The organism is Mesorhizobium sp. WSM4898 (genome assembly GCF_029625845.1).
In the GTDB taxonomy this organism is placed as follows: Bacteria; Pseudomonadota; Alphaproteobacteria; order Rhizobiales; family Rhizobiaceae; genus Mesorhizobium.
This window is the reverse complement of the sequence record NZ_JARTVQ010000014.1, coordinates 1-25179: the sequence shown is the minus strand read 5'-3', so window position 1 is coordinate 25179 and position 25179 is coordinate 1. Positions and strand designations below refer to the sequence as shown.

Here is a 25179-nt window from a genome sequence, read left to right as displayed (position 1 = left end):
TCAGCAGCCGAAGGCTGCCCCGCGCCAGGGGGCGATGCCGCAGGGCCAAGACCGCCTGAGCTTGCCGAAGAAAAGCGGGCTCGGTTCACGAGCACCCGGCCAGCGACTTCAGGCGCGGGCGCTCAGGATTGTTGTTGGCGCCCACGGCAGCTGGATGACCGCAACAAGATTACGAGGAGCGACAGCAAAGCCAGCTGCCACAAACGGCACGCTCCGGCAACAACAGCGTGGCCGGTCTACAGATGCTGCCCCGCACGAGAGCCAGCACGCTTTGAGCGCGCATCGGCGATGCAAGCGTTGCAAGCTGGCCATGTCCACAAGGTCGGCGACCACTATATCGCCGACCACCAACGCGGGCGTACCGTCTAAGTGCAGACCTTTCGCGAGTGCGCGGACGCGCGCATTTCATCTGCGATGGCCGGATCTTGCATTCCCGCTTGAGCTGCTCAACGTCAAGGCCTACACGCGCTGCGATCTTGAGAGTGACCCTTCAACTGGGGGAAATCATAAGGGCGCGGTGGAATTCGTCGAACTTTCCCTGTTTTCTCGAGGCGAGTGCGGCGAAGGCTGGGAATTGGGAATCCGGTCCCAGGACCGGGAACTGTTTGATCACAAGCTTCAGATTGGGCTCATGCTTGAAGGCTTTTTGGTAGTTGATATCAGCCAGTCTGCAATGCGGACAGTTGTGGTAGTCATTGAATATGACCAGAACGGCATCGCCTTGCGGGTTGCCGGCGATTGGCGAAGGAGATCGTTGTCGAATGCGCCGCTCCACTTTTGCCTGTCGGTCGACCACGCCTGCCGGTGCAGGTTCGCGCTATATTGGCTCGCCAGCAAGGCGAGGAGTAAAAGAAGAGCTGCGACAGTGATGGCAGTCGGCTTAGACATGAGTCTCCAATCCATGGACGGCGTGGCAGCAACGGCCGCCTTTTTGGTGTAAAATGGGTCAGTTTTGATCGTGCCCCGCAGTTGCTACAGGCGCACAGGTGCCGGTGCGATCTGGCGGTTTCTCAAATACGGCTTTGCGCCATCGGGTCCACCCCAATAGCTGAGCGTCGTTCGCACGGGGAATTGTGTTCACCACGCCGGGCGACTTGACCGTCCACCGCCAGAGCGCTGAACGGTCCGCTAGTGAGGCGCTCCCCGAATCGTCGTTTATCCCGCTCGCCCCGGACCGGGTGACAGCCAGCGTTGCCGCTACGCTGCGGAGAAAAACCGTCAGCGCGTGGCATTCGGACATAAGCTGATCGACGCCAAGAATAAGCCCCACGGAGGTGACCGGTGCGGCCGGAACAAGAAAGAGCGTTGCAGCCATTGTGACGAGGCCTGCACCGGTAATGCGGGTTGTTCCGTTCGAAGGGAACAATGCGACAAACAGCATGAGGATCCGGCAGCCGATCGGGAGATCAGTTTTCGTCGCTTGGGCGATGAAAAGGGCGGCGAGCATCATATTCGTGCCGTCCAGATTGAATGGAATGAGACCCACGACCGAATGCGTGGCGCCGGCCTTTTCCATCTTCTCCATGAGCGAGGCCAGCGCGGCCTCTGAGGAGGACATTGCGAGCAGCAGCTCGTCCTTGATGTATCGGACGAGAGAGAAGAGCGAGCGGCCGTTGTAGCGGCAGACCGCGCCGAACAGGATCGAGAGGAACAGGACCGAGAGGAACAAGACTTGCAGGATGTCGCCTTCCGCGAAGGCACTGGCAATCGTTGACGGGATGATGTTCATCAGGAAGCTGGTCACGGACTGCTCGTGAGCCGTGGCCACATAGCCCTTAACGGCTTCGACATCGAGCGAGGCCGGATCGATGTTGAGGCCGGCGCCAGGCTGAACGATATTCGCGACAATCAGCCCGACAAGGAGTGCTAGCGTCGAGAAGGTAAGGAAATAAACCATCGCCTTGGCGGCAACTCGGCCGACCTTCTGCAGATCGCTCATGCCGGCAATGCCGGTCGCCATTGTCAGGAAGATGACAGGTACGGTGATTATCTTGACGACATCGACGAAGGCATCGCAGAGCGGCTTCAGGCTGTGGCCGGTCTCCAAATGGAAATAGCCGATTGCGGCACCCAGGATTATGGCGGCAAGTACCTGCACGTAGGTCCGGGCAAAATGGCGCTTGCGGGGCGCTAAGATCGCGCGGGGAACTCTTGGAACCAACACCGTCTCTCTCCTTGACCGGATCGGGGTGGGGCTCCTCCCTCTCCCATGCAGTGCTCCGGTCGAACGCTGCGCCCACTTCGGCGCAAACGATGTGCCAAATAGCAAGAGGGGAAAACGCGCAGGACCTCACGCAATGCTTGCGATTCGCTCTCCCACACTCGTGCAGTGGTTGCCTGTCGCAACTATGGAAGGGTCGATTCTGGGAACTCCAAAGGCCGCTCTTTGCGTCGACGCAGCTTGGCTGCCTGGAAGGTTCCCTCTTTGCCTTGCGGTCTGCGAGCTGGGTCCAGATGGTCATCATTTGGCTGCGCGCTGCACGGGGCTCGAAAGATTCAATCGAGGACGGGTCCTCTTGGAAAACGGGGGCAGCGTTGGTCAAGCCCTTCCACCCTGCTGTCCCAATGGTGTTCAGAAGCTCAGTTCACGATCAAGCGATGGATCAGCGTCATCTGGCGTTTGCGCCATCGCGGCGGCGTTGCAACGGGTCTGCCAAAGATGAGCAGGCCGCGAGGCAGGGTCCGAGACCTAGACTCCAACCTCATAGCGCGCTCGGCTCGCGTTCGGAAGGTTCGAACCGCAGCACGATCAGGTGGCGACACCGTTGGTCGGAACCGGAACCCGACGAATGATCGTTCGTGACCGACATCTGTGAACAAGCAGTATGTGTCATTGCAATCACCACCCGTTGCGCGGAAATGCCCATATGGCCGTGAATGAACTGGATTTGGTGATTTTCCAGATGGCGGTGGAAAGCGTCCGCTTGCTCTCTTCAAGCTTTGATGAGAAGGCGGCTGAGATAGCCACGAGGAGCCGTGGTAGCCTTCTTTTTGACGTGCGGGTGGACGGTGACCTGGAGGTCCAGCGAGTCGCAGCCATTGGATATCCAGGCGACAAGATCGGTGTGGTGGCATTGGACCGAGAGGGCCTTGTTAGCTGTTGTTGCCTTGTCAATGGCACCTTCTCACCTTTCATTGCACCGTTGGAGAACTGGACCAGCATGCCCCTTTCGATGCAGGCCCAGATCGATGTCACAGGCTATGCGAGGCTCCTTCTGGCCGCCTTGCGAAATGCTGGACATATGCTGGACAGGTAGCATCGCGATGATGTCTGTGATGAGATGGTGCAAACGGCTGGATGAGGCGATCGCTTGCTGGCAGCTTTGGCAACAAAGCGATCGGTGAGTTCGCAATGCTGGAACACGTCCTTTAGACTCTGCAGTTAAGTTAGCGGACTACCATCTGACGAATGCCCTCTGACAGTCTGCATGGCGCGGCATGCCCTCTTAGGAATGCAGCCGTGGTTCTACACCATCGGCTGTTTTTGTGTCGAAGGCGACGGGCACGCCATGAACGAAGGAAGCGGCCGCCAACAGTTCCTCCAACTCGCGGTCGGTGGCCTTGCATGCCGGCATTAGTGTTCGGATGGCGCGGATCGCCTGCGCCATGGAGAGAAAGCGGACCCTTCCCCTGGAAAGGACATAGGCTTCTGCGGCTTTTTCGACGGTGACGGTGTGAAACGAATTGGTCATGACGAATTCCTCCCTGAACCCTGACCAACCCGACTTATGGCACGAATTCGACCGCCTTCAAGCCTATGTCCGATTGCGGACAATCGCTGCGATTCGTTCAAAACCGCTGATGCTTTTGGGCGACCTGGTGAGGGGCAAGGAGACGTCGGCTGAACCCGTTTCAACCGACATGCTTCAGGCAGCGGCCAGGCCGAAATAACGCTGCTCCTCCTTGTCATAAGCGCCATGTGTGAGCTTTATCAATCCGGCACGGTCGATGATCGTGATCTCGCCGCGCTTGGCGTGCACCAGTCCTCGATACTCAAGCATTTGCAGGGCCGTGGTGACCCCGGGCGGTGGGCGCGAGCATGGTCGCCAGAAATTCATGCGTCGGGAGGATCTTATCTCCTTCCGCACGGTCGTGGACCATCAGCTGCCAGCGGGCCAGCCGTTCTTCGACCTTGGAGTGGCCATTGACCAGTGCCGTCCGGCATGATTGGACGAGGAACGCGTGGGCATAGTCCAGCACTGAGGTGCGAAGCGACGGGCTAATCGCAGGGCGAAGGTTTTCAACCGGCAGGCGCCAGGTAGTGCTTTCCTTTCCGAGAATGACGGCAATTCCTTTCATCCCGTCATAGCCGACAATGCCGACTTCACCTTGCCGCCCGCCGGTCATGGTGGCGACCACCGACGCGATGCCCCTCTCGGGAAAATATACGTTCTTGATCGGCTGATGCGCGACCTCCAACTTGTCCTTGATGCCCGGTTCGACGTGATGCAGCGATGGTCGCAAAAGCGCGAAGTCCTGCGGGGTGAGGGCTTCAGCACCTGGTCGCGAAAGAGGGATCGGGCAAGGCTCTCTTCCAACGGGGCAAGAGCGCGTACGTCTTACTGTCGGCTGCACCGAAGTAAATGCCGGCCGATGCCAAAGCATAGGCTTCGAAACGCGCGATTGCAAAGCCCTGTCGGGGCAGTGCAGTCATGCTAGAAGTCGCGCCGCCTACGATAGGCAGCGGATGACATGATTCCCTTCTGCGGCGGCCACCAAGAACGGCTCGGGCACGCTTTAATCGTTCATACACAAGCTCGCAGGAATGTAAGCAGCGGAACAGTCGGGTGATTCGTACCGCCCTGCCCTTTCAGAGATCAAGTCATTGGACGTCAATTCGGCTGGAACGCCTCGTCGAACGGCCCAGGAAAATGCAGCCGGATGAGCAATGGTGGTTCACCTTATGTGCGGTCCCGGATATGCGGTCCGGCGGCTCATCTCCCAATGGCTTGTCGATGGGGAAGTGGAACTCGTCATGTCGCCGCGAACCGTCACCGCGCTAGCGGGGCTCTTTTGAAGACGCCGGTGTTTTTCTTTGTGGAACTGAATCTGTGAGGTGATTGATGCATGAATCAAACATTTGCGTATTTCCGCTGCATCGGCGACGTATATTGGTCGAAAGTATCGCCCAGGCCCTCGAGACCAAGAACGGCGAGGCGGCGAGCGCGTTCTGGCGCTGTGCCGCCAAGAAAATGCTCATTCAATTGTCCGATGTAGGAATTGCGCCAGAGCTCGCTGCGCAGGAGGTTGGAAGCCTTCTTCATGCGGTCTTGGACGACATGGCCAACCGAACGGTAATGCACAAAGCATAGGCTCGGGCGCTGTTGGACCGCGCGTCAGCTCGGGTCCTTATCGGGGGACTGCTCCGACTGGCCGACGGTCCGGCCAAACCGGCATACCGGCAAAGCTTTGAGGTTGCGATCGCTCACGGCGGCCGGTCCAATATTCTAAGACGACCTCAGAAGCCACGTTGGCTTCTTTGGACGAAGCGGAGGGGCGCCATTTTGGCGTGCTCACGCTGGACTGCGGGTTGCGCCTACGGAAATCCAAAGTCCGGCCGCGCGAGCCAATCGACCGGAACAGTCGAAAGCTCGTGGGGCGGGTCCGCTCACCCTCACGGCGGCGGTGGCGGCCGTGAGCAGACTTAACTCAAGTCACGGCTGAGCATCCGCAGGCGCTATGCCGATTGGATGAGAACTGGTTGCCACAACACCGGCCCGTTGAGGCGTCCCCTCCAGCGGATGCGCAAGAGACTGGCGTAGGAAATATCGAGGAAGCCGGCGACTGCCTCGGTGTTGCCGACCTGCTTGGGCTGTCCGATACGTGACAACGGCCAGGTCGCGAGACGAAGGATCCTTTCGATGCGCGTATCTGTCACCGTTACGATCCCGGAGAGATTGTTGGCCAAGCCGAATTCGATGATCCCCGCGAAGAGCTCGTAGGTTGCTTGGGCCAGGCCGCCAGCTGCCTTCGGCGCTGTCGCAGGGAGATCGAGCGCGAAACGACTACTCTCCCAGATATCGGCACTCGCAGGGACCACCATCTCATCCAGCAGCGTCGGAAACGTATCGCGCAACATTGTCGGTCCGGTGGTCGGCAAAAGGCGGACGCAGCCGCAAGTTCGCCAATCGGACCCCTTGAGAAGCAGGTAGACGGGGTTCAGGCTGTCAAACGAGTCCGTTTCCATTTCGCCTTCGGTCTGCACTTCCCAATCGAGCCGCTTCTTGAAAACCCGATACCTAAGTCCGTGCATTTCCTTGAGTTCGCTCGCAAACTCGGCGTAGCAGTCGGGTGTTATCAGCTGCATCATTGTCGTCTCCGTGCGGGATGTGTCCACGCAATCGAAGGGCAAAGCCGTCATGAATGCAGCCTGTAGACCTTTACAGCTAGACTTGGAGAGGATCAGGATCTCGCCCGAGCAGCCATCCGCACTACGGCCTGGTTGATGGTTCGCACGCCAAGCTTCGCCTTGGCGTTTTCCTGATGGAAGGTCACGGTGCGTTTCGAGACACCGAGAATCTGGCTGATATCCCAGGCCGACTTGCCGCACGCCGCCCATTTCAGGCACTCGAACTCCCGCCGGGTGAGCATTATGCCATCTACCACGCAATCTTCGGCGAGCCTGCGCCGGGCATGGATATGAACGTTGATCGCAACCAGTTGCATTGCTTTTTCGTAGCGCGTCAGCGACCTCAGAAATGGCGGATGCGCCTCGTTGGAGGCGAAGGTCAGTGCGGCGAACCGGCCGCGATGATCATGCATCGACATGGTCAGTCCGCCGCGAATGCCGAACTCAGCTGCTTTTTCCAGGACTTCCTGCTGAGAGGTCGGCAAATAACGGTGATCGCGGTCCACACCCCAGTCGAAGGTATCCCAGCCCCGCAGTCCCCGCAGGATCACGGGATCCACGCTGTGGTAGCGCTGTTGCAGGTAATGTGATGTCCATGATGATGGATAATTCGAGATCAATCGCGGCCTGTCGCCGGAAGCGGATGGGTAGGTGAAATAAGCGAAGAGCGGAAAGTCGAACCCGGCTGCGGCGGACGCCATTGCCTCATGGAGATCGACGGCATCGACGCTTGCAGAGAGTTGCTCGACCAAGGTTTCAAATACGCGATGCATCTGCGCTTAGCGTACCTCGCGGAGGTTGCTGGAAGCCGACGGAGACGTGGTTCTAAATGATGGCCTGTCCCTGCAGGGCATACGACGCGCCGCCGTCATCACCGCAATTGCTGTGCTGCTTCCGATTGGAGAGAGCTCCGCCCACCTGACCAACTACCGATGGGTGATATTGCGACGTTATCGATGAGCCGCGTGTCGCCAAGCCAAGCCGCAGCAAGCAAGCGTGCCGGTCGGTCAAGGCTTGCTAACGATTGCAGGTCTGTTTCTCCGCGAAGCTCCAGGTATTCGAGCTCGCGATAGCCGGCAGCCAGAATTGCTGCACGCGCTTCATCAAGCGTAGGCAGGATGGGGGAGCCGCGTGCAAGCCGCTCGGCCGTATCGAGCAGGACCGATGCTAGTTTTGGGGCAATGGCGCGTTGGGCTGGGGAGAGCCGCACGTTACGCGACGATAGCGCAAGACCATCGGCTTCGCGGACTGTCGGACAGGGCACAATAGTGATCGGAATGTCGAGATCCCGGACCAAGCGCCTGACAAGCTGAAGTTGCTGAAAATCCTTTTCGCCAAAAAAGGCGAAGTCAGCGCCGGCCTGCAGGAAGAGCTTGGCCACGACCGTCGCCACGCCATTGAAATGGCCGAGCCGGAATGCGCCGCAAAGGCATTCGCTGATGCCGGACACTGAAACGGCCGTGGCGAAGCCCACCTGGTACATTTCCTCTGTGTCCGGCACATAGAGCAGATGCGTGCCCAGCAGAGCGAGCTTGGCAGCATCGTCGCTTTCCGTCCGAGGGTAGGCAATCAGGTCGGCGGGGCTGTTGAACTGCTTGGGGTTTACGAACAGCGTCACGATCACCCGCTCGGCCCTTTCGAGCGCCTTCCGCACGAGGCTCAGATGCCCGTCGTGCAAGGCTCCCATGGTCGGCACAATACCGATCGTGGCACCCGAGCGACGCCATTGCGCAACGACGCCGCGCAGCTCGCTCACGGTTCGAGCGATCGGCACGCTCATGTGAAGTCACCGGCCTTCAAGGCGTTGACATAGAGATGTTCGACCGCCGGAAAGTGCCGGTTCCGCATATCGGTGGCGTAAGCGGCGATTGCCGCCTCAGCCTGCTCACCGAGCTCGGCATAGCGTTTGACGAACTTCGGCCGAAATGAGGTGAAGAGCCCGAGCATATCGTGGCTCACCAGAATCTGGCCGTCGCAAGCTGGCGAGGCACCGATGCCGATGGTGGGTATGTCGATATCGGCGGTTATCTGCCGTGCAAGCTGCTCCGGTATCTTTTCCAGCACCAAGGAGAAGGCGCCAGCTTCAGTTACCGCCCTGGCGTCGCGCCTGATCCGCTCTGCATCGGCTCCCCGGCCCTGCACACGATAGCCTCCAAACGTGTTTACCGCCTGCGGCGTCAGGCCCACATGGGCCATGACAGGTACGCCGCGCGCGGTAAGGAAGCGGATGGTTTCCGCGATGGTCTCGCCGCCCTCGATCTTTACCGCTGAACAACCGGTCTCACCCATCACGCGCGCAGCGTTGCCGAAAGCGTGCTCTGGGCTTTCCTCGTAGGAACCGAAGGGCAGGTCGACGACCATCAGCGCGTGTTCAAGGCCGCGGCGAACGGCCTGTCCGTGCATGATCATCATGTCGAGCGTGACCCCCAGCGTCGACGACAGGCCGTGCAGCACCATGCCGACGCTGTCGCCGACAAGAACGATGTCGCAGTGGCGATCGAGCAGCCTCGCGACCGGCGTGGTGTAGGCCGTCAAGCATACAAGTGGCGTCTGGCCTTTTCGCGATCGAATATCTGGAGGAGTCATCCCTTTTATCTCACCAGCCGCGCTCAACCGAGGCCCCTTCCCTTACGTTACCAACAGCGGGTGTCGCGTTTGGCATATTTTTGTGCGACTGCGAAGAGCTAAAAACAGCGCTTGAGTACTCCGGTGTTGACGTGCTGGCTTCCAAGGTTACATTCAATCGATTAAGGCGCTCCGTTGGGCCAACCCGCTTTCGCAAACATGGATCCTCAGACAAGAAGAACCAAGAAAGGCAAAGCCGCCGTCAAAGCTGACGAAGCCAAAGTGGACCTGACTGCCGTCGTGGTCGCCGTAAACGACAGTGAGCCCTGTGTCCTCACAGTCGGTCATGCGGACACCCTCCCTTCTGGACCTTTTGCCCTTGAGCATCGATCACTGCAGTCGGGTTTGAGGGGGTGGGTGGAGCAGCAGACCGGCCATGCACTTGGATACATCGAGCAACTCTACACCTTCGCCGATCGCGATCGCATCGGCACTGAGCGCCACCAGCGCGTCATCTCAATCAGCTATCTCGCATTGACCAGGAAGGAACAGGCAACGAACTCGGCCGCGTGCGGCTGGCAAAGTTGGTACGAATATTTTCCCTGGGAGGACCACCGCTTCGGCACGCCGCCTGTGCTGCTCGATAGATTGCGGCCCCGCCTGATTGAGTGGGCCGGCGGCGCCAGCGAGCCGACCACTCAACGCGAGCGCCGGCAGCGCGCTGCGATAGCCTTCGGCTTCGACGACCGCCATTGGAACGAGGAACTCACGCTCCAACGCTACGAGTTGCTCTATGAAGCTGCTCTGATTGAGGAGGCCGGTGGCGGCAGGGACGCGATTGCGGCCGCGGCTGGCAAACCAATGGTCGCTGACCACCGTCGTATTCTGGCAACCGGGATCGCGCGGCTGCGTTCGAAGATCAAATACCGGCCGGTCGTGTTCGAGCTTATGCGGCCTTCCTTCACGCTGCTGCAACTGCAGCGAACCGTGGAAGCTTTGGCTGGCAGGCTGATCAACAAGCCGAACTTCCGGAGATTGGTCGAGCAGCAGGAACTTGTTGAGGAGACCGGGGAGACCTCCCTCGACACGGGCGGCCGACCGGCGAAGCTTTATCGCTTCCGGCATGCCGTCCTCGACGACAGGGCTATCGCCGGGACAAAATTACCGCTGGCGCGGGCTTGACATACTTATAGTCAAGGTAGATATATTCCCTTATTGTCAAACCGAATATAATCGAGGCGCCAATGACTGGGGCGTTACCTATGGCTGCGTCCTTGTATGAGCGTGTCCGGCGGGTGATCCCACCCGTTGAATGGCCCGCGTTCGCCGGCGATATTGAAGCCATCTTAGCGCTGAAGCGTGAGCGCAATGCGGTGGTGCTGGCGCACAATTACCAGACGCCCGAAATTTTTCATTGCGTGGCAGACATCGTCGGCGACAGCCTGGCGTTGGCCCACAAGGCGGTGACGGTCGACGCCGACATCATCGTGGTTGCCGGCGTTCATTTCATGGCCGAGACGGCAAAACTGCTCAATCCGAACAAGACCGTGCTCATCCCGGATCTCCGCGCCGGCTGCTCGCTGGCCGAATCGATCACGGCAAACGACGTGCGGCTAATGCGGCTGCGGTATCCGGGGGTCCCCGTTGTTACTTACGTCAACACTTCCGCCGCCGTAAAAGCGGAGTCCGACATCTGCTGCACGTCCGGCAACGCCAAGGCGGTGGTGGAATCGCTTGGCGTGGCGCGTGTGCTGATGCTCCCGGACGAATATCTGGCGAGGAACGTGGCAGCCGATACAGACGTCGAGATCATCGCCTGGAAAGGCCATTGCGAGGTGCATGAGCGCTTCACCGCAGCAGACATCCGGGAACTGCGCGATGCCCATCCAGGCGTCATCGTGCTGGCCCATCCAGAATGCCCACCAGACGTTGTCGCGGAGGCGGAGTTCTCCGGCTCGACCGCGGCGATGTCGGATTATGTCGAGCGTGAGAAACCGAAGCGTGTCGTCCTTCTGACCGAATGTTCGATGAGCGACAACGTCGCGGTCGCGCATCCCGACGTCGAGTTCGTTCGCCCATGCAATCTGTGCCCGCACATGAAGCGCATCAACCTGGCCAACATTCGCGCCGCACTCGAGCAGAACCGGCATGAGGTCCGGATTGATCCCGAAATTGCCGGCCCCGCCCGCCGCGCGGTCGAGCGCATGCTTTCCCTATGAGTCTGGAGGTTCGCGAAATCGCGGGGGCGCCGGTCGTCATCGGCGGCGGCATTGCCGGCCTGATGACGGCGCTTCATCTGGCGCCGGAACCGGTCGTGCTTTTGACCAACGCGCCGCTTGGAACCGGAGCCTGCAGTGAACTTGCCCAGGGCGGTCTTGCGGCAAGTCTCGGGGGCGACGACGGCCCAGATTTTCACCTTTGCGACACGATAGCTGCCGGCGACGGACTCTGCGATGAGGCCACGGTGCGGCGAGTGGTACGAGCTGCACCCGAAGCGATTAGGACGATCCAAAGGTTCGGCGTCGACTTCGACCAGCACCCTGACCGCGCGTTGCGACTTGGGCTCGAGGCGGCACACTCGCGACGGCGGATTGTGCATGCAGCCGGCGACGCCACCGGTCGCGAGTTGGTGCGCGCGCTCGTCGCCGCGGTTCGGCGTACAGCCTCGATCACCATTATCGAAAATGTGGAGGTCCGCCGGCTGGTCGTGCAGGACGGGTCGGTCATCGCCGTGGTCGCAGCAGGACGAGCCGGCGCGCTCGCTCTGCCCACGCGTCGCGCGGTGCTGGCGACCGGCGGCGTCGGCGGGCTGTTTTGCGACACGACAAACCCCGCTGGCTCATGGGGTCACGGGCTGGCGCTCGCCGCATGGGCGGGGGCGGAACTCGCCGACTTGGAATTCATACAGTTCCATCCAACTGCGCTCGACGGTCCGCGCCGGCCGATGCCGCTGGTGAGCGAAGCCGTGCGTGGCGAAGGCGCGGTGCTCATCGATGAGCGAGGAGAGCGCTTCCTCGCCGACACACCTGGCGGTGAACTTGCGCCTCGCGACGTCGTAGCGCGCGCCATTTGGCACCAGCTTGCCGTTGGACGCCGCGTATTCCTGGACGCACGGCAAAGTCTCGGCCCGAGATTTGGCAAGCGTTTTCCAGGCATCGCCGAATTGTGCCGGAGCGCAGGAATCGACCCAGCGACCGACCTGATCCCGGTGCGCCCGGCGGCACATTATCACATGGGCGGCGTCGCCGTAGACAGCGCCGGCCGCAGCTCCATCGAGGGATTGTGGGCCTGCGGTGAGGTGGCCTGTACCGGCCTGCACGGCGCCAACCGCCTGGCCAGCAACTCGCTCACCGAAGCGGCGGTCACCGCGAGCTGGGTTGCCGAAAGCGTTGCCGGCACGTCGTATACCCGGCGACCGCGCAGATGCTCCACATTCGTCCCTCCACGACCAGACGCTTCCGTGGTCCGCCCGATTGTCTCCGCCGCCCTGGGTATCATCCGCGACGGCGAGGCAATGCGCGAAGCGGTGGCGACCCTGCTGCCGATCGCAGCCAATAGTGTCGCTGCCTCTGGTCCGGCTTTGGTCTCACTGATGATCGCCGCGGCGGCCCTGAGGCGGGAAGAGAGTCGAGGCGCGCACTGTCGGTCCGATTTCCCGCTCCACGATGCCAACGTGCGCCCATCACGGCTGACACTGCACAGCGCAATGCGGGCCGCGGCCGCACTCGATTGCCGGGCTACCATACGGAGCACTTGATATGACTTCATTCTCCCCCCTCCCCGCGACCCTGATCGAACCGATTGTGCGCGTTGCGCTCCTCGAAGACCTGGGCAGATCCGGCGACCTGACCACCGATGCGGTTATCCCGTATGATTGCACTGCCACGTTGGTGCTCAAAGCGAGGCAGGCGGGCGTCGTTGCCGGGCTCGATCTGGTCTCGTATGCCTTCCTTCTCGTGGAACCGGCGATCAACATCCAGATCTGGCGCCCTGATGGCAGCGAGGTTGGGGCCGGGGAAACCATTGCAAGATTGTCCGGACCCGCACGAGGCCTGCTCACGGCCGAACGCACGGCCCTCAATTTCTTATGCCGGCTGAGCGGCATTGCCACTGCCACAGCGGCCATGGTTGAGGCCGTGCGCGGTCACAAGGCGAGGATTGTATCGACGCGAAAGACGACGCCCGGGCTGCGGGCATTGGAGAAATACGCCGTGCGCGTCGGCGGCGGTGCCAATCACCGGTTCGGCCTCGATGACGGCGTGCTCATAAAGGACAACCACATCGCGATCGCCGGCGATATGCGCACAGCAATAGAGCGGGCGCGCGCCGCAGCAGGGCATATGGTGAAGGTCGAGGTCGAGGTCGACACGCTGAAGCAGCTCGATGCAGCGCTCGCGATTGGTGTTGACGCGGTGCTGCTCGACAATATGTCGGTCGAGGATCTTGCCCGCGCGGTTTCTATAGTGGATGGCCGTACGATCACCGAGGCGTCCGGTCGGGTGATGCCGAAAACGGCGGCGGCGATTGCGGCGACCGGTGTCGATCTCATCTCCATGGGTTGGCTGACGCACAGCGCCCCGATCCTCGACATCGGCCTGGACATGCCGGACCACCAGAACATCTGCAAGCACTTGAACTGAGGATTACGGCGTGAGGAGCAACATCAGCTCGGCAGGCGTAGGAGGTGCTGGAAAGACGTGCCGCAGCTCGCCTTTAGCGAGTGCGCCCCAAAGCCAAGAAGGCGTACCGGACTAGCAAACAAAGGTTTGACGATGACGATTGGAATGAACTCGGAGTTCGACGTGAACCAGACCATGCAATCGGTCGACGGAACGCCTCCGCGATGGAACCGCAAAGAGGCCGAGGCCATCTACGGCATGCCATTCAACGATCTGCTGTTCCTGGCTCAGACGATCCACCGCCAGAACTTCGATCGAAACCGAGTGCAGCTGTCGCGGCTCCTTAGCATCAAGACCGGCGGGTGCCCCGAAGATTGCGGCTATTGCAGCCAGTCTGCGCATTACGAAACCGGTGTGAAGGCGTCGAAGCTGGTGGACGTCAAGCATGTCATCGACGAAGCGGCCAAGGCGCGTGATGGCGGCGCAACGCGCTATTGCATGGGCGCGGCGTGGCGAAGTCCCAAGGAGCGCGACATGGACGTTGTGGTCGCCATGATTGAGGGCGTCAAGGCCCTCGGCATGGAGACCTGCATGACGCTCGGCATGCTCGATCTTGAGCAAGCTGCTCGCCTGAAGCAGGCCGGTCTCGACTACTATAACCACAACATCGATACCTCTGAGCGCTACTATGGCGAGGTTATTTCAACCAGGACTTTTGCCGACCGGCTGAAAACGCTTGGGCACGTGCGCGCGGTTGGGATGAAAGTCTGCTGCGGCGGCATTGTCGGGATGGGAGAAGAAAAGACCGATCGCATCGACATGCTGGTCACGCTCGCGAACCTGCCCGAGCCGCCGGAAAGCGTGCCGATCAACATGCTTATTCCCATCGAAGGCACGCCGCTTGCCGCGGCCGACGCCATCGATCCGATCGATTTCGTCCGCATCGTTGCGCTCGCGCGGGTGATGATGCCGAAATCCTATGTAAGGCTGTCCGCCGGCAGGACGGCGATGAGCGACGAAACGCAGGCGCTGTGCTTCTTTGCCGGCGCCAATTCGATCTTTGTCGGCGACACGCTGCTGACGGCGGGAAATCCCGGCGAGGACAAGGATACCCTTCTGTTCCGGCGCCTCGGCATTGAGCCTATGGAACTCGCCACGCAATGAAGGAGGCAATTCTTGCCCGCTATGACGCAACCTTGCGGGGACTGGGGCGCAAGGACCGGTTGCGGACGCTCGCACCGCGCGCCGGGCTCGACTTCTCGTCGAACGACTATATCGGACTTGCCGCCTCCAAAAGACTGGGCGATGCGGTTTCGACGGCGATTGCGCGGGGCACGCCAGTGGGCGCCACCGGATCGCGGCTGTTGCGCGGCAATGCACCGGAACATGAGCAACTGGAGGCGGACGCAGCGGCATTTTTCGGAGCCGAGCGTGCACTGTTCTTCGGCAGCGGCTATATCGCCAACTTCGCTCTGCTGACGGCCCTGCCGCAGAAAGGCGACCTGCTGGTCCTCGACGAGCTCGCTCATGCCAGCATGCATGAGGGTGCCCAGGCCGGGCGCGCTGAGTTCAAGCTGGCCGCGCACAACGACGTCGACGCTGTCGAGGACGCAATCACCCGCTGGCGCGCCGAAGGCGGCATGGGGCGGGTGTGGATCGCCTTCGAAAGCCTTTACAGCATGGATGGCGACCGTGCGCCGATGGAGAGCCTGGTCGCGCTGGCTGATCGGTACCAGGCATTCATCGTCGTCGATGAAGCGCATGCCACCGGCGTCTGGGGACCGGACGGCCGGGGACTGGCCGCCGCGTATGAAGGCCGCGACAACATCGTCACGCTCCACACATGCGGCAAGGCGCTTGGCGCATCCGGCGCGCTCGTTACCGGACCGCGAACACTGTGCGACTATCTTATCAACCGGTGCCGGCCATTCATCTATGCGACCGCACCATCGCCGCTGATGGCAGTCGCGGCACGTGAGGCGCTGACTATTCTGTCTGACGAGCCTATGCGTCGTGCTCAGTTGCACGAGCGTGTCGCTTTCGCGAGCCGGCAATTGGCCGAACGCTGCGGCGTGATGCCCAGCGGCTCGCAGATCCAGCCGCTTGTGATCGGCGATAACAGCCGCACCATGGCGGTGGCGGCAGGACTGCAGGCACGCGGCTTCGACATACGCGGCATTCGCCCGCCGACAGTGCCTGAGGGTACGTCGCGCCTGCGCATTTCGCTGACTCTCAACGTCGACGAAGCCGACATTTCCGCCATGGTCGAGGCTCTCGTCGGAGTGTTGGCCACAGCATGACCAAACGCATCGTCGTCACCGGAACAGACACTGGAATTGGCAAGACAGTGTTTTCGGCCGGACTTGCCGGGCTGCTCGACGGCTTCTACTGGAAGCCGGTGCAATCGGGCCTCAACGAGGAGACCGACAGCGAGGTCGTCGCCCGGCTTTCCGGCTTGCCCGACGGACGCGTGCTGCCCGAAGTCTATCGACTGACGATGCCGCTGTCGCCGCATCGATCAGCCGAAATCGACGGCGTCGCGATCGAGGCCGACGATCTTTCATTTCCGGTCCTGCCGACACCGCTCGTCATCGAAGGCGCCGGCGGGCTGATGGTGCCGCTCAATCGACAGACAAGGTTCATTGACATATTCGAACAATGGCGGCTGCCGGTCATACTGTGCGCCCGCACCGCGCTTGGCACCATCAATCATACGCTGTTGTCGATCGAGGCCCTGAGAGCCCGCTCCATCCCGCTCATCGGCATTGCCTTCATTGGCGAAGAGGTGGCCGATACACAAAGGACAATCGTGGAATTCGGCGGCGTGCCGCAGCTGGGCAGGCTGCCGCACCTCGGTCCGCTGACGGGTGAAACGTTGAGAGATGCAATGATTTCCGGCTTCGACCTGGCCATGATTGCCGGAGGCGACTGATGGCGGAGTCTCGAGTCTGGCATCCGTTCACGCAGCACGCGCTAGAGCCCTCGCTCCCTGAAATCGTGCTGACTGAAGGCGCCTATCTCCACAAGGCCGACGGCTTCCGCATCCTCGATGCGATTTCTTCCTGGTGGGTCGTCACCCATGGCCATCGCCACCCCCGCATCATGAAGGCCATCGAGACGACCGCCTCGAGCCTCGACCAGATCATCTTCGCGGGCTTCACCCACGAGCCGGCCGAACGGCTGGCCGAGGCGCTTGTAGGCATCGCACCCGCCGGCCTCCACCGGGTGTTCTATTCCGACAGTGGCTCGACCTCAGTCGAAGTCGCGCTGAAGATGGCGCTCGGCTATTTCCGTAACATCGGCGCGTCGCGTTCGCGCATCGCCGTCATGGAGCACAGCTATCATGGCGACACCATCGGCACGATGAGCGTCGGCGCCCGTGGCGTCTTCAACGCCGCCTATGAGCCTTTGCTGTTCGAGGTCGACACCATCCCCTTCCCGGCCGCCGGGCGCGAGCAGGAAACGCTGGATCGGTTCGAGGCCGTTAGCCGCGACCGGCGCGCAGCCGCGCTGATCGTCGAGCCGCTGGTGCTTGGCGCCGGCGGCATGCTGATGTATCCGGCCTGGGTTCTTGCCGAATTGAAGAGGATCGCCGAAGCCTCCGGCACGCTCGTGATCGCCGATGAAGTGATGACCGGCTGGGGGCGCACCGGAACCATGTTTGCCTGCGAACAGGCGTCCGTCTCGCCCGACATCTTGTGCACCTCGAAAGGTCTGACCGGTGGTACCATCCCGCTGGCCGCCACGATCGCCACCGATGCCATCTTCCACGCTCACTTTTCGGAGGATCGCAAGAAGACGTTTTTCCATTCGAGCTCCTACACCGCCAATCCGATCGCCTGCGCGGCAGCACTTGCCAATGTCGAGATCTGGCGTGACGAGCCGGTGGCCGAGCGGATCGCGGTCTTGAGCGCGAGGCAGGCCGCGGGGCTGCAACGCTTCCGGGACAATCCATATTTCACCGACTGCCGGACAACCGGCACCATCGCGGCACTCGACCTACGCACCGGCTCAGCCGGTTATCTGGCCGAGATCGGGCCAAAACTGCGCGCTTTTTTCCTTGAGCGCGGCCTGTTGGTGCGCCCGCTCGGCAATGTCCTCTATCTTCTGCCGCCCTATTGCATCACCAGCGACGAATTGGACGGGCTCTATGACGCGATAGAGGAGGCCGGCGAACGCTTCGGCTCGCGGCCATGAACCTATCGTCGCGCGTTCTCGGCTTCGGCCATCATGCGCCGACGCGCAAGGTCGAGAACCCGGAAATCGAAGACCGGCTCGGGCTTGAGCCCGGCTGGATCGAGCGGCGCACCGGAATTCGCTCGCGCTTCTGGGCAACAGACGAAGACACGCTGTCGGGCCTTGCCGCCTCTGCCGGCGACATGGCGCTGACCAATGCCGGTATCGACCGCGGCGACGTCGGTCTACTCTTGCTCGCCACGTCGACGCCCGATCACCTTCTGCCGCCAAGCGCGCCGCTGGTCGCACATCGGCTGGGGCTAGGCCGCGCCGGAGCGATCGACCTGACCGGCGCCTGCGCCGGCTTCATCTATGCGCTGATGTTCGCCGACGGGTTCACCCGCCTGCACGGCAAAGCGAGCCTTGTCATCGCCGCCAACATCCTCAGCCACCGCATCAATTTGGCCGAGCGCGCCAGCGCCGTGCTGTTTGCCGATGCCGCCGGCGCCATGGTGATCAGTCCTTGCGATGACCCGGATCGAGGCATTCTCGGCGCTTCGGTGGATTCCGACGGCTCGCGCTACGGGCTAATCCAGATTCCCGCCGGGGGAAGCAACACTCCGTTCCATGCCGACCTCGACCTCGCGCAGACACGGATGACGATCACTGACGGCCGTGAAGTATTCAGCAAGGCCGTGGAGATGATGACCGCCTGCTCGAGAGATGCGCTCACTGCTGCCCGACTGAGGCCGCAAGACCTCGATCGTTTCGTGCCGCATCAGGCCAATGCGCGCATTTTCGACGCGGTCGGCAGGAACCTCGGCATCGCTGATCACTCGATCGTCAAGACGATCGCCGAATATGGCAACTCTTCCGCCGCGACGATCCCGCTCTCATTGTCGCTGGCCCATCGGGCGCAGCCGTTTCGGCCTGGCGAGAAAGTCCTCTTGGCGGCAGCGGGTGCGGGTCTCAGCGGCGGCGCGCTTGTGGTGGGAATTTAGCAAAGCAATGCTTGCGCACAGGACTGCTCATGAATGAGACTATGAGAATGGCTCAATACGCAAATAGTCGCCGGCAAGCTCCATAGAGCTGGGGTCCGTGCGGTGCTCCGCGATGTCTAAGTATCGACCCGCTTGCTCAAATCGCAGCGCTCATCGAAGGCCAGCAATACCTCATGCAGAGCGAAAATCCCCAACCGCCCGTTTCAAAGACGCTCGCCCCATTTCGAAACAAGGTGTTTCGCTCAATTTGGGCGGCCACCCAGATTTCCAGCCTCGGTTGGCTAGTGCAAACGGTCGCCATCAGTTGGCTTATGGCAACGATTTCAGCGTCCGACCTCATGGTGGCACTCGTCCAGGCCGCATCCACATTGCCGGTGTTCTTCCTCTCAGTTTTCGCCGGAGCCATTGCCGACAACTTCAGCCGCCGGTGGGTGATGTTTGCGGGACACTGCCTGATAGCATCGGCGTCGACGACGCTGATGATTTCTGTGGGTCTGGGATTTGTCAGTCCTTGGCTGATTCTCGGGTTAGGTTTCCTGGCCGGCTGCGGCTTTGCCTTGAATGATCCGGCTTGGCACGCTTCGGTCGGCGATATCCTTCACAAACGCGACATTCCGGCCGCAGTGACGCTTATGTCCGTCGGATACAACATTGTGCGCAGCGTTGGTCCAGCCTTGGGGGGCGTGATCCTGGCCGTCTTTGGGCCGCTGGCCGCTTTCGCCTTGGCTGCGGTGAGTGATCTGGCGCCCATAAGCGCGATATGGCGCACCAAATGGGAGGTCCGCTCTTCGCCTCTCCCTCGTGAGAGAATGACGACGGCAATTCATGACGGAGTGCGCTTTACGGCGATGTCTTTGGAGATCAGGGCAGCGACCGCCCGAGCCGCTCTTTTCGGGTTGGCAAGCATCTCCATTCTGGCGTTGCTCCCCCTCGTCGTCCGGGATCAGTTGAAGAGTGGGCCAATTGTCTACGGTATCTTATTGGCCGGCTTCGGCATGGGTGCTTTCATCGCGGGTATGGGCAACGGCTTCTTGAGGAAGGTCACGTCTCAAAACAGGCTGGTGGCCTTCGCCTCTGTGGCTTGTGCAGTCTGTTGCCTCTCCCTTGCCCTTACATCGTCGCTTCCTGTGGCGGCCATTTCGCTGGCGCTCGGCGGAGCGGGTTGGCTTATCACCTGGACGGGCATTGACGTGTCGGTGCAGTTGGCAAGCCCAAGGTGGGTTGTAGGCCGCACGCTCTCCATTTACTACGCCTTGAGCGCAGGCGGTATGGCTGCTGGCAGCTGGATCTGGGGTTCTGTCGCGCAAAACTATTCCTTGACCTCAGCATTGGAGGGCGCCGCAGGCGCTCTGTTGCTGGTTGCAGCAGCGGGGATCGTGTTGCCGGTCCGTCCCTGGGAAGAAACCGATCAAGAAAGTTCAGTTTTTCATCCGCCGGACGTGGCTCTCGATCTGAAACCCAGAAGTGGCCCTATCGTGGCCAAGGTCGAGTATTTGATATCGGAGGAAAATATCGAGGCCTTTCTGGGCTCCATGCGCACGCGGCGACACGTCCAGAGCCGTGCCGGTGCACGAAACTGGACGCTCCAGCGAAATCTGCAAACACCGTCACTTTGGACGGAGACATTCCGCACCCCCACCTGGATGGACTTTCTCCGCCTAAATCATCGACTCACCGCAGCAGATAAGGAAGTCGCCCAGCATCTCCTGTCACTGCATGAAGGAGAGGTGCCTCCGCAGACAGTGCTTTCGATTGAACGGACGACCGAGGCAATTCGTACCCGTACCTCGACAATCTTTTCTCGTCCTCCAAGATGACGCCATCAAGCTGCTGTCCAGGGACAGGGTGGATCACCGGTGCTTTGCAGAGCACAGCCTCACACCGAGAGCAGCGTGCTCCGGGTTGTGCGCTTTCGCGCGCACCCAGGCGAGATGATGGTGAACGCGGCGTCAAGTGGAAGTCCCCTGCATACGCTTGCGGAGTCTTCTGCGAGAGCCCATGCCGACGAGCGCCAAACAAGGTCTGATGCCTTTCGGCGTCGTGGCCTCAACTCATCGATTCGCGAGAAAAGCATCGAATGCAGCAGCAACGGCGCGAACAACAAAGCGGTGCTCCGGCCGCACGCGGATGAAGCCGTTTTCGACGTCCAGGATCCCCTCCTCAGCCAGCGTCACCAAACTCTCAACTGAATCGAGAAAACGAGCTGGTTCGATTTCGTGGGCGGCACAGATGGTCGGCACGTCGGCCTCCAAATCGCACATCAGTCGCTCGATGATCGCTGCGCGCACCCGGTCATCGTCGGTCAGACGGTGACCCTTTGATGTCGCCAGACGTCCACTTGCGATGTGCCGGGCGTAAGAATCCCGTGTTACTTCGTTCTGAACATACCCCTCGCGGACTCGGCCAATAGCCGACGCGCCGAAGCCGATCACGTTTTGCAAGTATCGGCCGAGTATCCCAGCGAATTACGCCGTAGGCGCCCGGTCTTCTGGCGCTAGCGCAAGTTCGTCGTCCGGCGGAGCGAAATGATCGAGCCCGATCTCCCGGTAGCCAGCGCCAACCAGTGTCTCGGCGACAGTTGCAGCCTGTTCGGCGCGAAGATCGCCGTCCGGTAGACCTGCCTGCTCGATTAGGCGCTGATTCTTTATCACGGAAGGAATATGCGCGTATCCGAACACCGCAAGCCGGTTGGGGCGCATGGCGACCGCAGCCATCGCGGTCTGGATGCAGGACTGCACAGTCTGTTTCGGTAGACCGAAGATGAGGTCGAAGTTGATATGGCCAACGCCATGCCGGCGGAGATTTTGGACTGCAGCGGCCGTCTGCACCTTACTCTGGATCCGATTGATCGCCTTTGCACATCGGGATCAAAGCTCTGCATCCGATGCTCGCGCGGTTGACACCGTTAGCTGCCAGGGCTTCGGCCATTTCCGGTGTGAACGTTCGGGGATCGATCTCCACGGCGATCGCAGCAGTTTTGCTGAAAGCGAAGTGGCGGCGTAGAAATTCCATCAGCGCCAAGTGCTCGGCTGGCCCGATAAGGTGAGGCGTTCCGCCGCCGAAATGCACATCGCTCACCGGCAGCCCTTGCCGCACTTGCTCCGACACCAAACTGATCTCCTGACGCAGCACCGCTAAATAATTAAGGATCGGGCCGTTGCGACGGATGACCGCGGTAGGGAAGCCGCAATACCAGCACATGGATCGGCAAAACGGAATGTGGAAATAGAGCGACACCGATTCGTCGGCCGGGAGGCCCCCCAGCCATTCCTCATAATCGTCAGCACCAACTGCCGCAGAGAAGTCTGGCACAGTCGGATAGATGGTATACCAAGGCGGCCGGGGGTCCCGGTACTTTGTCAGGATTGAGGTGTGCAAGGAGCTGTCATCCCACGTCGCTCATCCATCATTCTTTCGTTGCGCGCTCGTCCTGGTCTCTGACCTAAGTCAGTGCGTCCCGCTTATGTCGCAGTCTCGTTTGGACAGGATGGGGTCAACCACGCCGGGGAGCGCGCGTGCCATGGTTGCGCCTGAGGTGATGGTGCGGTGCCGCATTCAACGTCTGAGTACGTGACGCCAGTGCAGTGTGCTTGAGGCGTCTGCGGAAGAACTTTGCAATGCGAAATTCATGTCCGACGCAACGGACCTGTCAAGCCTCGTTCAGACGCCATCCAGGTCCAGCCAGCGGCCTTCCCTGCCGGCCGAAAAACCATACCGGCTTTAGCCACCGAGACGCTCTAAAGCTGACGTCGGCTCATTTGATGAAAGGAGGACGCCGCTAGGGGGTGCACAAGGTTCCCCGGCTTGACGTCGCTTCGAGCGAAGAGCGGTGTGGCTTGTCGTCAAGCGCCGGGCAGCGTGCCCCCTACCGATATCCCGAAAAGATCGACCAAGATGGCCATGCCGACGCCACACGCGGTCTGGATGAGGCCGACCATGAAAATGCGATTGGCGCGTTCGTAGATGGGGCGCCGCAAGGAACTCATGTCGAGCAGCATGGACAGCGCTCTCATCTGCAGTGCGATGCCGAGCAGGATCGGCACTACGGCGAACAGATCGTAGAGTTGCCATGGCAAGGGGTTCGCGGCCCAATGAGTGAGGAAGCCGAGGGAAAAGGCAAGCAGGATACCCACGGCAGTGATTGTGCCGTTGCGGAAAATGGTCTCGATCGGTTCTTCCTTCGGATCGTGCTCGTCCAAGCGGCTTCCTTTCGTTGCTCTTTCCGTCGAGACTAAGTTCTCGAGAATACTGTTCATCGCCAATTACTCGAGGCGAGCCGTAGGCAGCCGTTTCAGGGTGCGCTCCCTCTCGCTTCCGGCCGCGCAATGTACCTGCACGGCGAACTTACAGCGGCGAAAAGGTGCTGCGGCCACCATGCGACGCCTCGGACGTGCACGCCCTCTGTTCCTGGCGCAGCCCTTGCGGAGCGTACGCGCAGTGATCCTTCTCGGTAGCGGATGGCGCGGCCTCCGTTGCGGTCAGACGGGAAGCCGTCGCTGTTAAACGAGACTGTCACATATCGAACATGGCGAACCGTGTCGCACATTTCTTTTCGCAGTGACCCTCAAAAAAAGTGATTCCAGCGAGACGAAGGCGCGTCGGCCCGATTTTGGTGTCGGCCGCATCTACGCTTCAGGTTGGCATGTCGCTTGCTGCTCTATTCGGAGAGCTGCAGCGGTCCGACCGGAGTGTTTCACATGTAAACGATAATGAATCTCCTAGCAGAAAACACTATTATAAGTACATGTGGCTTTTACGCTGGCTCACCTCTCGTGTCAAGCGCTTTGGCGTCCACATATTGGAGACAACACGCACAAAATTTAGAGGAAAAGCTTGCTCTTTCGCCTCTATCCTTTTTATTCCTTCATGGAGATCTAGACATGTACATCAAGAGTCCTCTTCTCGGCTTAACTGCTCTGATGACCATTTCCGTCGGTCGAGCAGCTGGCGCCGAGCGGGAACCGGCCGAGTACATCAAGATCTGCGACGTCCTCGGCTCGGGATATTCCTATATTCCCAACACCGAGACCTGCCTGCGCATCGGCGGCTATGTCCGTTACGATATCGGCCTGGGTGACGTCCGATCGTATGACAGCGCAAGAACCTCGGACGTGAGAACTGGCGAGGACCAAGGCACTTGGCGAAACAGCACACGCTTCACGTTCAAAACTTGGACCGGCCAGCAGACCGAGCTCGGCGCGTTGACGACCTATACCGAAACCCAGGTGAATTTTGGCAACAGCGCTAACTCGCATGACAGTCCTCAGAACTATGATTTCAACAGCGGCCTCGCACTGGCTTCTGCCTGGGTCGAGCTGGGAGGCCTGCGAGTTGGCAAGGAGGGGTCGGCCTTCGATACGTTTGCAAGCTACGCTGGCAACGTTCTCGATAGTATGCTCGTTCCGTCGGCCGGCTTCGACACCAACGTGGCTCAGTACCACTTCGACGCCGGCAACGGCATTTCGACTGTGATTTCGCTCGAACAAGGATCGGGCTCAGCCGGTACTATCGACAGCTATATTCCGCACGTTGTCGCCGGCTTGAAATACACGCAAGGCTGGGGCTCGATCATCGGCGTCGCGGCTTATGACAGCAATTACGAAGCTTTTGCCGGCAAGATCCGCGTCGACGTCGCTGTCACAAACCAGCTGTCGCTGTTTGGACTCTTCGGCTACGGTTCCAATGCCAGTCTCAACGAGGACTCAAACGGCGCAATTGCCAATCATGGGCGCGGCTCGTACAAAATCTGGAACGGCCAGTGGGCTTTCTGGGCGGGCGCCACCTACGAGTTTGACGAGAAAACTTCGTTCAACCTTCAGGTCTCGGGTGATCAGCTCAAGGATGCTGGTGTGGCTGCAAACGTCGCCTACATGGTCGTTCCCGGCTTCACGGTCACAGCCGAGGTCGATTACGACCACTACGGCAACTCTGGCCTCGGCCCTGCCGAGCCTACCGCCGTCAAGGGCACGAGCAAGCCGAACAGCGTCGGCGGCATTCTCCGCTTACAAGGCTCATTTTGAAATCTCTCCAGTCGCGAGCATGGCAAAGGCACTTGCCTCGACAACGCACGCATGGAGAGCTTCGTTCGCCATCTTGAAGTCTGCATCGACCGTCCACGGCCCATCGTACCAACTAGAAACTGAAAGTTATGAGCCCTGTGTACTACACCTAGCCCTTGACCTGCCCGATGAACCGGCCAGGGGCCGTCAGTTCAAATTCGGGGCCGTTTAGAGGGCAGTGTGAGGCCGTGTTAGGTAAGCGCCACTGCAATGTCGAGGCCGCGACACGCCTGTCGCTTTGGACGGCTGGAATTGCCCTTCGCGGCGCCATTCATTCTCTCAACATTTACGTGATAATGCACGCTGAGTCCGAGCCGCGTGGCAGCACCCATCCTAGGTGTGAGCTTTCGAGAGGTTGTCCATTCGGACCGGACCGAGGAGACTGGAGTTACCACGCTTCAGCATCCATC

The 25179-nt window shown here is 60.6% G+C and carries 23 protein-coding genes and 1 pseudogene; 13 read left to right on the top strand and 11 right to left on the bottom strand.

The genetic code is table 11. The annotated features are described in order from the left end of the window. Positions 1 to 490: 490 nt before the first annotated feature. Both P9228_RS29485 and P9228_RS29480 read right to left on the bottom strand, forming a co-directional pair. Positions 491 to 775 carry a thioredoxin domain-containing protein gene (locus tag P9228_RS29485; protein ID WP_224570942.1) on the bottom strand — a complete coding sequence of 95 codons (285 nt, stop codon included), beginning with the start codon at positions 773 to 775 and terminating at the stop codon, positions 491 to 493. Positions 776 to 946: 171 nt separating this feature from the next. Beyond that, complete coding sequence (locus P9228_RS29480; RefSeq protein WP_210326676.1) at positions 947 to 2161, bottom strand: cation:dicarboxylase symporter family transporter; 1215 nt, start codon at positions 2159 to 2161, stop codon at positions 947 to 949. Between the two features lie 706 nt (positions 2162 to 2867). Here P9228_RS29480 and P9228_RS29475 point away from each other — a divergent pair. Further along, positions 2868 to 3257: a hypothetical protein gene (locus P9228_RS29475; protein WP_024505560.1), complete on the top strand. Its 390-nt coding sequence runs from the start codon at positions 2868 to 2870 to the stop codon at positions 3255 to 3257. A gap of 189 nt (positions 3258 to 3446) precedes the next feature. On the opposite strand, the gene P9228_RS29470 is transcribed toward P9228_RS29475, so the two are convergent. From P9228_RS29470 to P9228_RS29460, 3 genes are all read right to left on the bottom strand, one after another. After that, positions 3447 to 3692: a hypothetical protein gene (locus tag P9228_RS29470; protein ID WP_063169243.1), complete on the bottom strand. Its 246-nt coding sequence runs from the start codon at positions 3690 to 3692 to the stop codon at positions 3447 to 3449. A 174-nt stretch (positions 3693 to 3866) separates the two neighbouring features. After that, complete coding sequence (locus P9228_RS29465) at positions 3867 to 4001, bottom strand: hypothetical protein (RefSeq protein ID WP_256754986.1); 135 nt, start codon at positions 3999 to 4001, stop codon at positions 3867 to 3869. Then, complete coding sequence (locus P9228_RS29460) at positions 3994 to 4464, bottom strand: hypothetical protein (RefSeq protein WP_224570941.1); 471 nt, start codon at positions 4462 to 4464, stop codon at positions 3994 to 3996. Before P9228_RS29460 ends, P9228_RS29465 begins: the two co-directional genes overlap by 8 nt. Positions 4465 to 5063: 599 nt before the next feature. Between P9228_RS29460 and P9228_RS29455 the strand changes: the two genes are divergently transcribed. Further along, positions 5064 to 5312 carry a DUF6074 family protein gene (locus P9228_RS29455; RefSeq protein WP_063169245.1) on the top strand — a complete coding sequence of 83 codons (249 nt, stop codon included), beginning with the start codon at positions 5064 to 5066 and terminating at the stop codon, positions 5310 to 5312. A gap of 365 nt (positions 5313 to 5677) precedes the next feature. Here the strand turns inward: P9228_RS29455 and P9228_RS29450 are convergent, their stop codons facing one another. The 4 genes from P9228_RS29450 to panB all read right to left on the bottom strand — a co-directional run bounded on the left by P9228_RS29450 (position 5678) and on the right by panB (position 8962). Further along, entirely contained in the window at positions 5678 to 6310 is a 633-nt protein-coding gene (locus P9228_RS29450; RefSeq protein WP_063169246.1) for an acyl-homoserine-lactone synthase, read from the bottom strand. A gap of 92 nt (positions 6311 to 6402) precedes the next feature. Further along, complete coding sequence (locus tag P9228_RS29445) at positions 6403 to 7122, bottom strand: LuxR family transcriptional regulator (RefSeq protein WP_063169247.1); 720 nt, start codon at positions 7120 to 7122, stop codon at positions 6403 to 6405. A 98-nt stretch (positions 7123 to 7220) separates the two neighbouring features. Beyond that, positions 7221 to 8129, bottom strand: coding sequence for a pantoate--beta-alanine ligase (gene panC, locus P9228_RS29440; protein WP_063169248.1), 909 nt, complete (start codon positions 8127 to 8129; stop codon positions 7221 to 7223). Further along, complete coding sequence (gene panB, locus P9228_RS29435; RefSeq protein WP_063169249.1) at positions 8126 to 8962, bottom strand: 3-methyl-2-oxobutanoate hydroxymethyltransferase; 837 nt, start codon at positions 8960 to 8962, stop codon at positions 8126 to 8128. Before panB ends, panC begins: the two co-directional genes overlap by 4 nt. Before the next feature lie 171 nt (positions 8963 to 9133). Here panB and P9228_RS29430 point away from each other — a divergent pair, with 171 nt between their 5' ends. The 10 genes from P9228_RS29430 to P9228_RS29385 all read left to right on the top strand — a co-directional run bounded on the left by P9228_RS29430 (position 9134) and on the right by P9228_RS29385 (position 20527). Continuing rightward, positions 9134 to 10096 carry a membrane protein gene (locus tag P9228_RS29430; RefSeq protein WP_024505567.1) on the top strand — a complete coding sequence of 321 codons (963 nt, stop codon included), beginning with the start codon at positions 9134 to 9136 and terminating at the stop codon, positions 10094 to 10096. Between the two features lie 62 nt (positions 10097 to 10158). Then, positions 10159 to 11133 carry a quinolinate synthase NadA gene (nadA, locus tag P9228_RS29425; RefSeq protein WP_063169250.1) on the top strand — a complete coding sequence of 325 codons (975 nt, stop codon included), beginning with the start codon at positions 10159 to 10161 and terminating at the stop codon, positions 11131 to 11133. Beyond that, positions 11130 to 12671, top strand: a complete 1542-nt coding sequence (locus P9228_RS29420) for an L-aspartate oxidase (RefSeq protein ID WP_063169251.1) — start codon at positions 11130 to 11132, stop codon at positions 12669 to 12671. Before nadA ends, P9228_RS29420 begins: the two co-directional genes overlap by 4 nt. Before the next feature lies 1 nt (position 12672). Further along, a complete protein-coding gene (gene nadC / locus P9228_RS29415; RefSeq protein WP_063169252.1) occupies positions 12673 to 13554 on the top strand; it encodes a carboxylating nicotinate-nucleotide diphosphorylase in 882 nt (293 codons plus the stop codon). A gap of 174 nt (positions 13555 to 13728) precedes the next feature. Then, positions 13729 to 14697, top strand: coding sequence for a biotin synthase BioB (bioB, locus tag P9228_RS29410; RefSeq protein ID WP_224570943.1), 969 nt, complete (start codon positions 13729 to 13731; stop codon positions 14695 to 14697). After that, positions 14694 to 15833: an 8-amino-7-oxononanoate synthase gene (locus P9228_RS29405; protein ID WP_024505572.1), complete on the top strand. Its 1140-nt coding sequence runs from the start codon at positions 14694 to 14696 to the stop codon at positions 15831 to 15833. Before bioB ends, P9228_RS29405 begins: the two co-directional genes overlap by 4 nt. After that, positions 15830 to 16465 carry a dethiobiotin synthase gene (gene bioD, locus P9228_RS29400; protein ID WP_063169254.1) on the top strand — a complete coding sequence of 212 codons (636 nt, stop codon included), beginning with the start codon at positions 15830 to 15832 and terminating at the stop codon, positions 16463 to 16465. The genes P9228_RS29405 and bioD overlap by 4 nt, the downstream gene beginning before the upstream one ends. Then, the gene (locus P9228_RS29395; protein ID WP_063169255.1) at positions 16465 to 17730 is read left to right on the top strand and encodes an adenosylmethionine--8-amino-7-oxononanoate transaminase; all 1266 of its coding nucleotides are present in this window, start codon (positions 16465 to 16467) and stop codon (positions 17728 to 17730) included. The genes bioD and P9228_RS29395 overlap by 1 nt, the downstream gene beginning before the upstream one ends. Beyond that, positions 17727 to 18710, top strand: a complete 984-nt coding sequence (locus P9228_RS29390) for a beta-ketoacyl-ACP synthase III (protein ID WP_063169256.1) — start codon at positions 17727 to 17729, stop codon at positions 18708 to 18710. Before P9228_RS29395 ends, P9228_RS29390 begins: the two co-directional genes overlap by 4 nt. A 173-nt stretch (positions 18711 to 18883) precedes the next feature. Further along, positions 18884 to 20527, top strand: a complete 1644-nt coding sequence (locus P9228_RS29385) for an MFS transporter (protein WP_063169257.1) — start codon at positions 18884 to 18886, stop codon at positions 20525 to 20527. A 234-nt stretch (positions 20528 to 20761) separates the two neighbouring features. Here P9228_RS29385 and hemN read toward each other — a convergent pair. Both hemN and P9228_RS29375 read right to left on the bottom strand, forming a co-directional pair. After that, positions 20762 to 22088 (bottom strand): annotated as a pseudogene (hemN, locus tag P9228_RS29380) (oxygen-independent coproporphyrinogen III oxidase). A gap of 464 nt (positions 22089 to 22552) precedes the next feature. Next, entirely contained in the window at positions 22553 to 22909 is a 357-nt protein-coding gene (locus P9228_RS29375; protein WP_024505577.1) for a hypothetical protein, read from the bottom strand. A 681-nt stretch (positions 22910 to 23590) separates the two neighbouring features. Between P9228_RS29375 and P9228_RS29370 the strand changes: the two genes are divergently transcribed. Then, the gene (locus tag P9228_RS29370; RefSeq protein WP_063169258.1) at positions 23591 to 24730 is read left to right on the top strand and encodes a porin; all 1140 of its coding nucleotides are present in this window, start codon (positions 23591 to 23593) and stop codon (positions 24728 to 24730) included. Positions 24731 to 25179: the final 449 nt, after the last annotated feature.

Bases quoted from the DNA above. Each gene is read 5' to 3' on its own strand.
- P9228_RS29445 (WP_063169247.1), bottom strand. From the start codon at position 7,122: ATGCATCGCGTATTTGAAACCTTGGTCGAGCAACTCTCTGCAAGCGTC.
- bioB (WP_224570943.1), top strand. From the start codon at position 13,729: ATGCAATCGGTCGACGGAACGCCTCCGCGATGGAACCGCAAAGAGGCC.
- nadC (WP_063169252.1), top strand. From the start codon at position 12,673: ATGACTTCATTCTCCCCCCTCCCCGCGACCCTGATCGAACCGATTGTG.
- P9228_RS29405 (WP_024505572.1), top strand. From the start codon at position 14,694: ATGAAGGAGGCAATTCTTGCCCGCTATGACGCAACCTTGCGGGGACTG.
- P9228_RS29370 (WP_063169258.1), top strand. From the start codon at position 23,591: ATGTACATCAAGAGTCCTCTTCTCGGCTTAACTGCTCTGATGACCATT.
- P9228_RS29390 (WP_063169256.1), top strand. From the start codon at position 17,727: ATGAACCTATCGTCGCGCGTTCTCGGCTTCGGCCATCATGCGCCGACG.
- panC (WP_063169248.1), bottom strand. From the start codon at position 8,129: ATGAGCGTGCCGATCGCTCGAACCGTGAGCGAGCTGCGCGGCGTCGTT.
- nadA (WP_063169250.1), top strand. From the start codon at position 10,159: ATGACTGGGGCGTTACCTATGGCTGCGTCCTTGTATGAGCGTGTCCGG.
- P9228_RS29465 (WP_256754986.1), bottom strand. From the start codon at position 4,001: ATGCTTGAGTATCGAGGACTGGTGCACGCCAAGCGCGGCGAGATCACG.
- P9228_RS29385 (WP_063169257.1), top strand. From the start codon at position 18,884: ATGCAGAGCGAAAATCCCCAACCGCCCGTTTCAAAGACGCTCGCCCCA.
- P9228_RS29475 (WP_024505560.1), top strand. From the start codon at position 2,868: ATGGCCGTGAATGAACTGGATTTGGTGATTTTCCAGATGGCGGTGGAA.
- P9228_RS29455 (WP_063169245.1), top strand. From the start codon at position 5,064: ATGCATGAATCAAACATTTGCGTATTTCCGCTGCATCGGCGACGTATA.
- bioD (WP_063169254.1), top strand. From the start codon at position 15,830: ATGACCAAACGCATCGTCGTCACCGGAACAGACACTGGAATTGGCAAG.
- P9228_RS29395 (WP_063169255.1), top strand. From the start codon at position 16,465: ATGGCGGAGTCTCGAGTCTGGCATCCGTTCACGCAGCACGCGCTAGAG.
- P9228_RS29430 (WP_024505567.1), top strand. From the start codon at position 9,134: ATGGATCCTCAGACAAGAAGAACCAAGAAAGGCAAAGCCGCCGTCAAA.
- P9228_RS29420 (WP_063169251.1), top strand. From the start codon at position 11,130: ATGAGTCTGGAGGTTCGCGAAATCGCGGGGGCGCCGGTCGTCATCGGC.
- P9228_RS29470 (WP_063169243.1), bottom strand. From the start codon at position 3,692: ATGACCAATTCGTTTCACACCGTCACCGTCGAAAAAGCCGCAGAAGCC.
- P9228_RS29450 (WP_063169246.1), bottom strand. From the start codon at position 6,310: ATGATGCAGCTGATAACACCCGACTGCTACGCCGAGTTTGCGAGCGAA.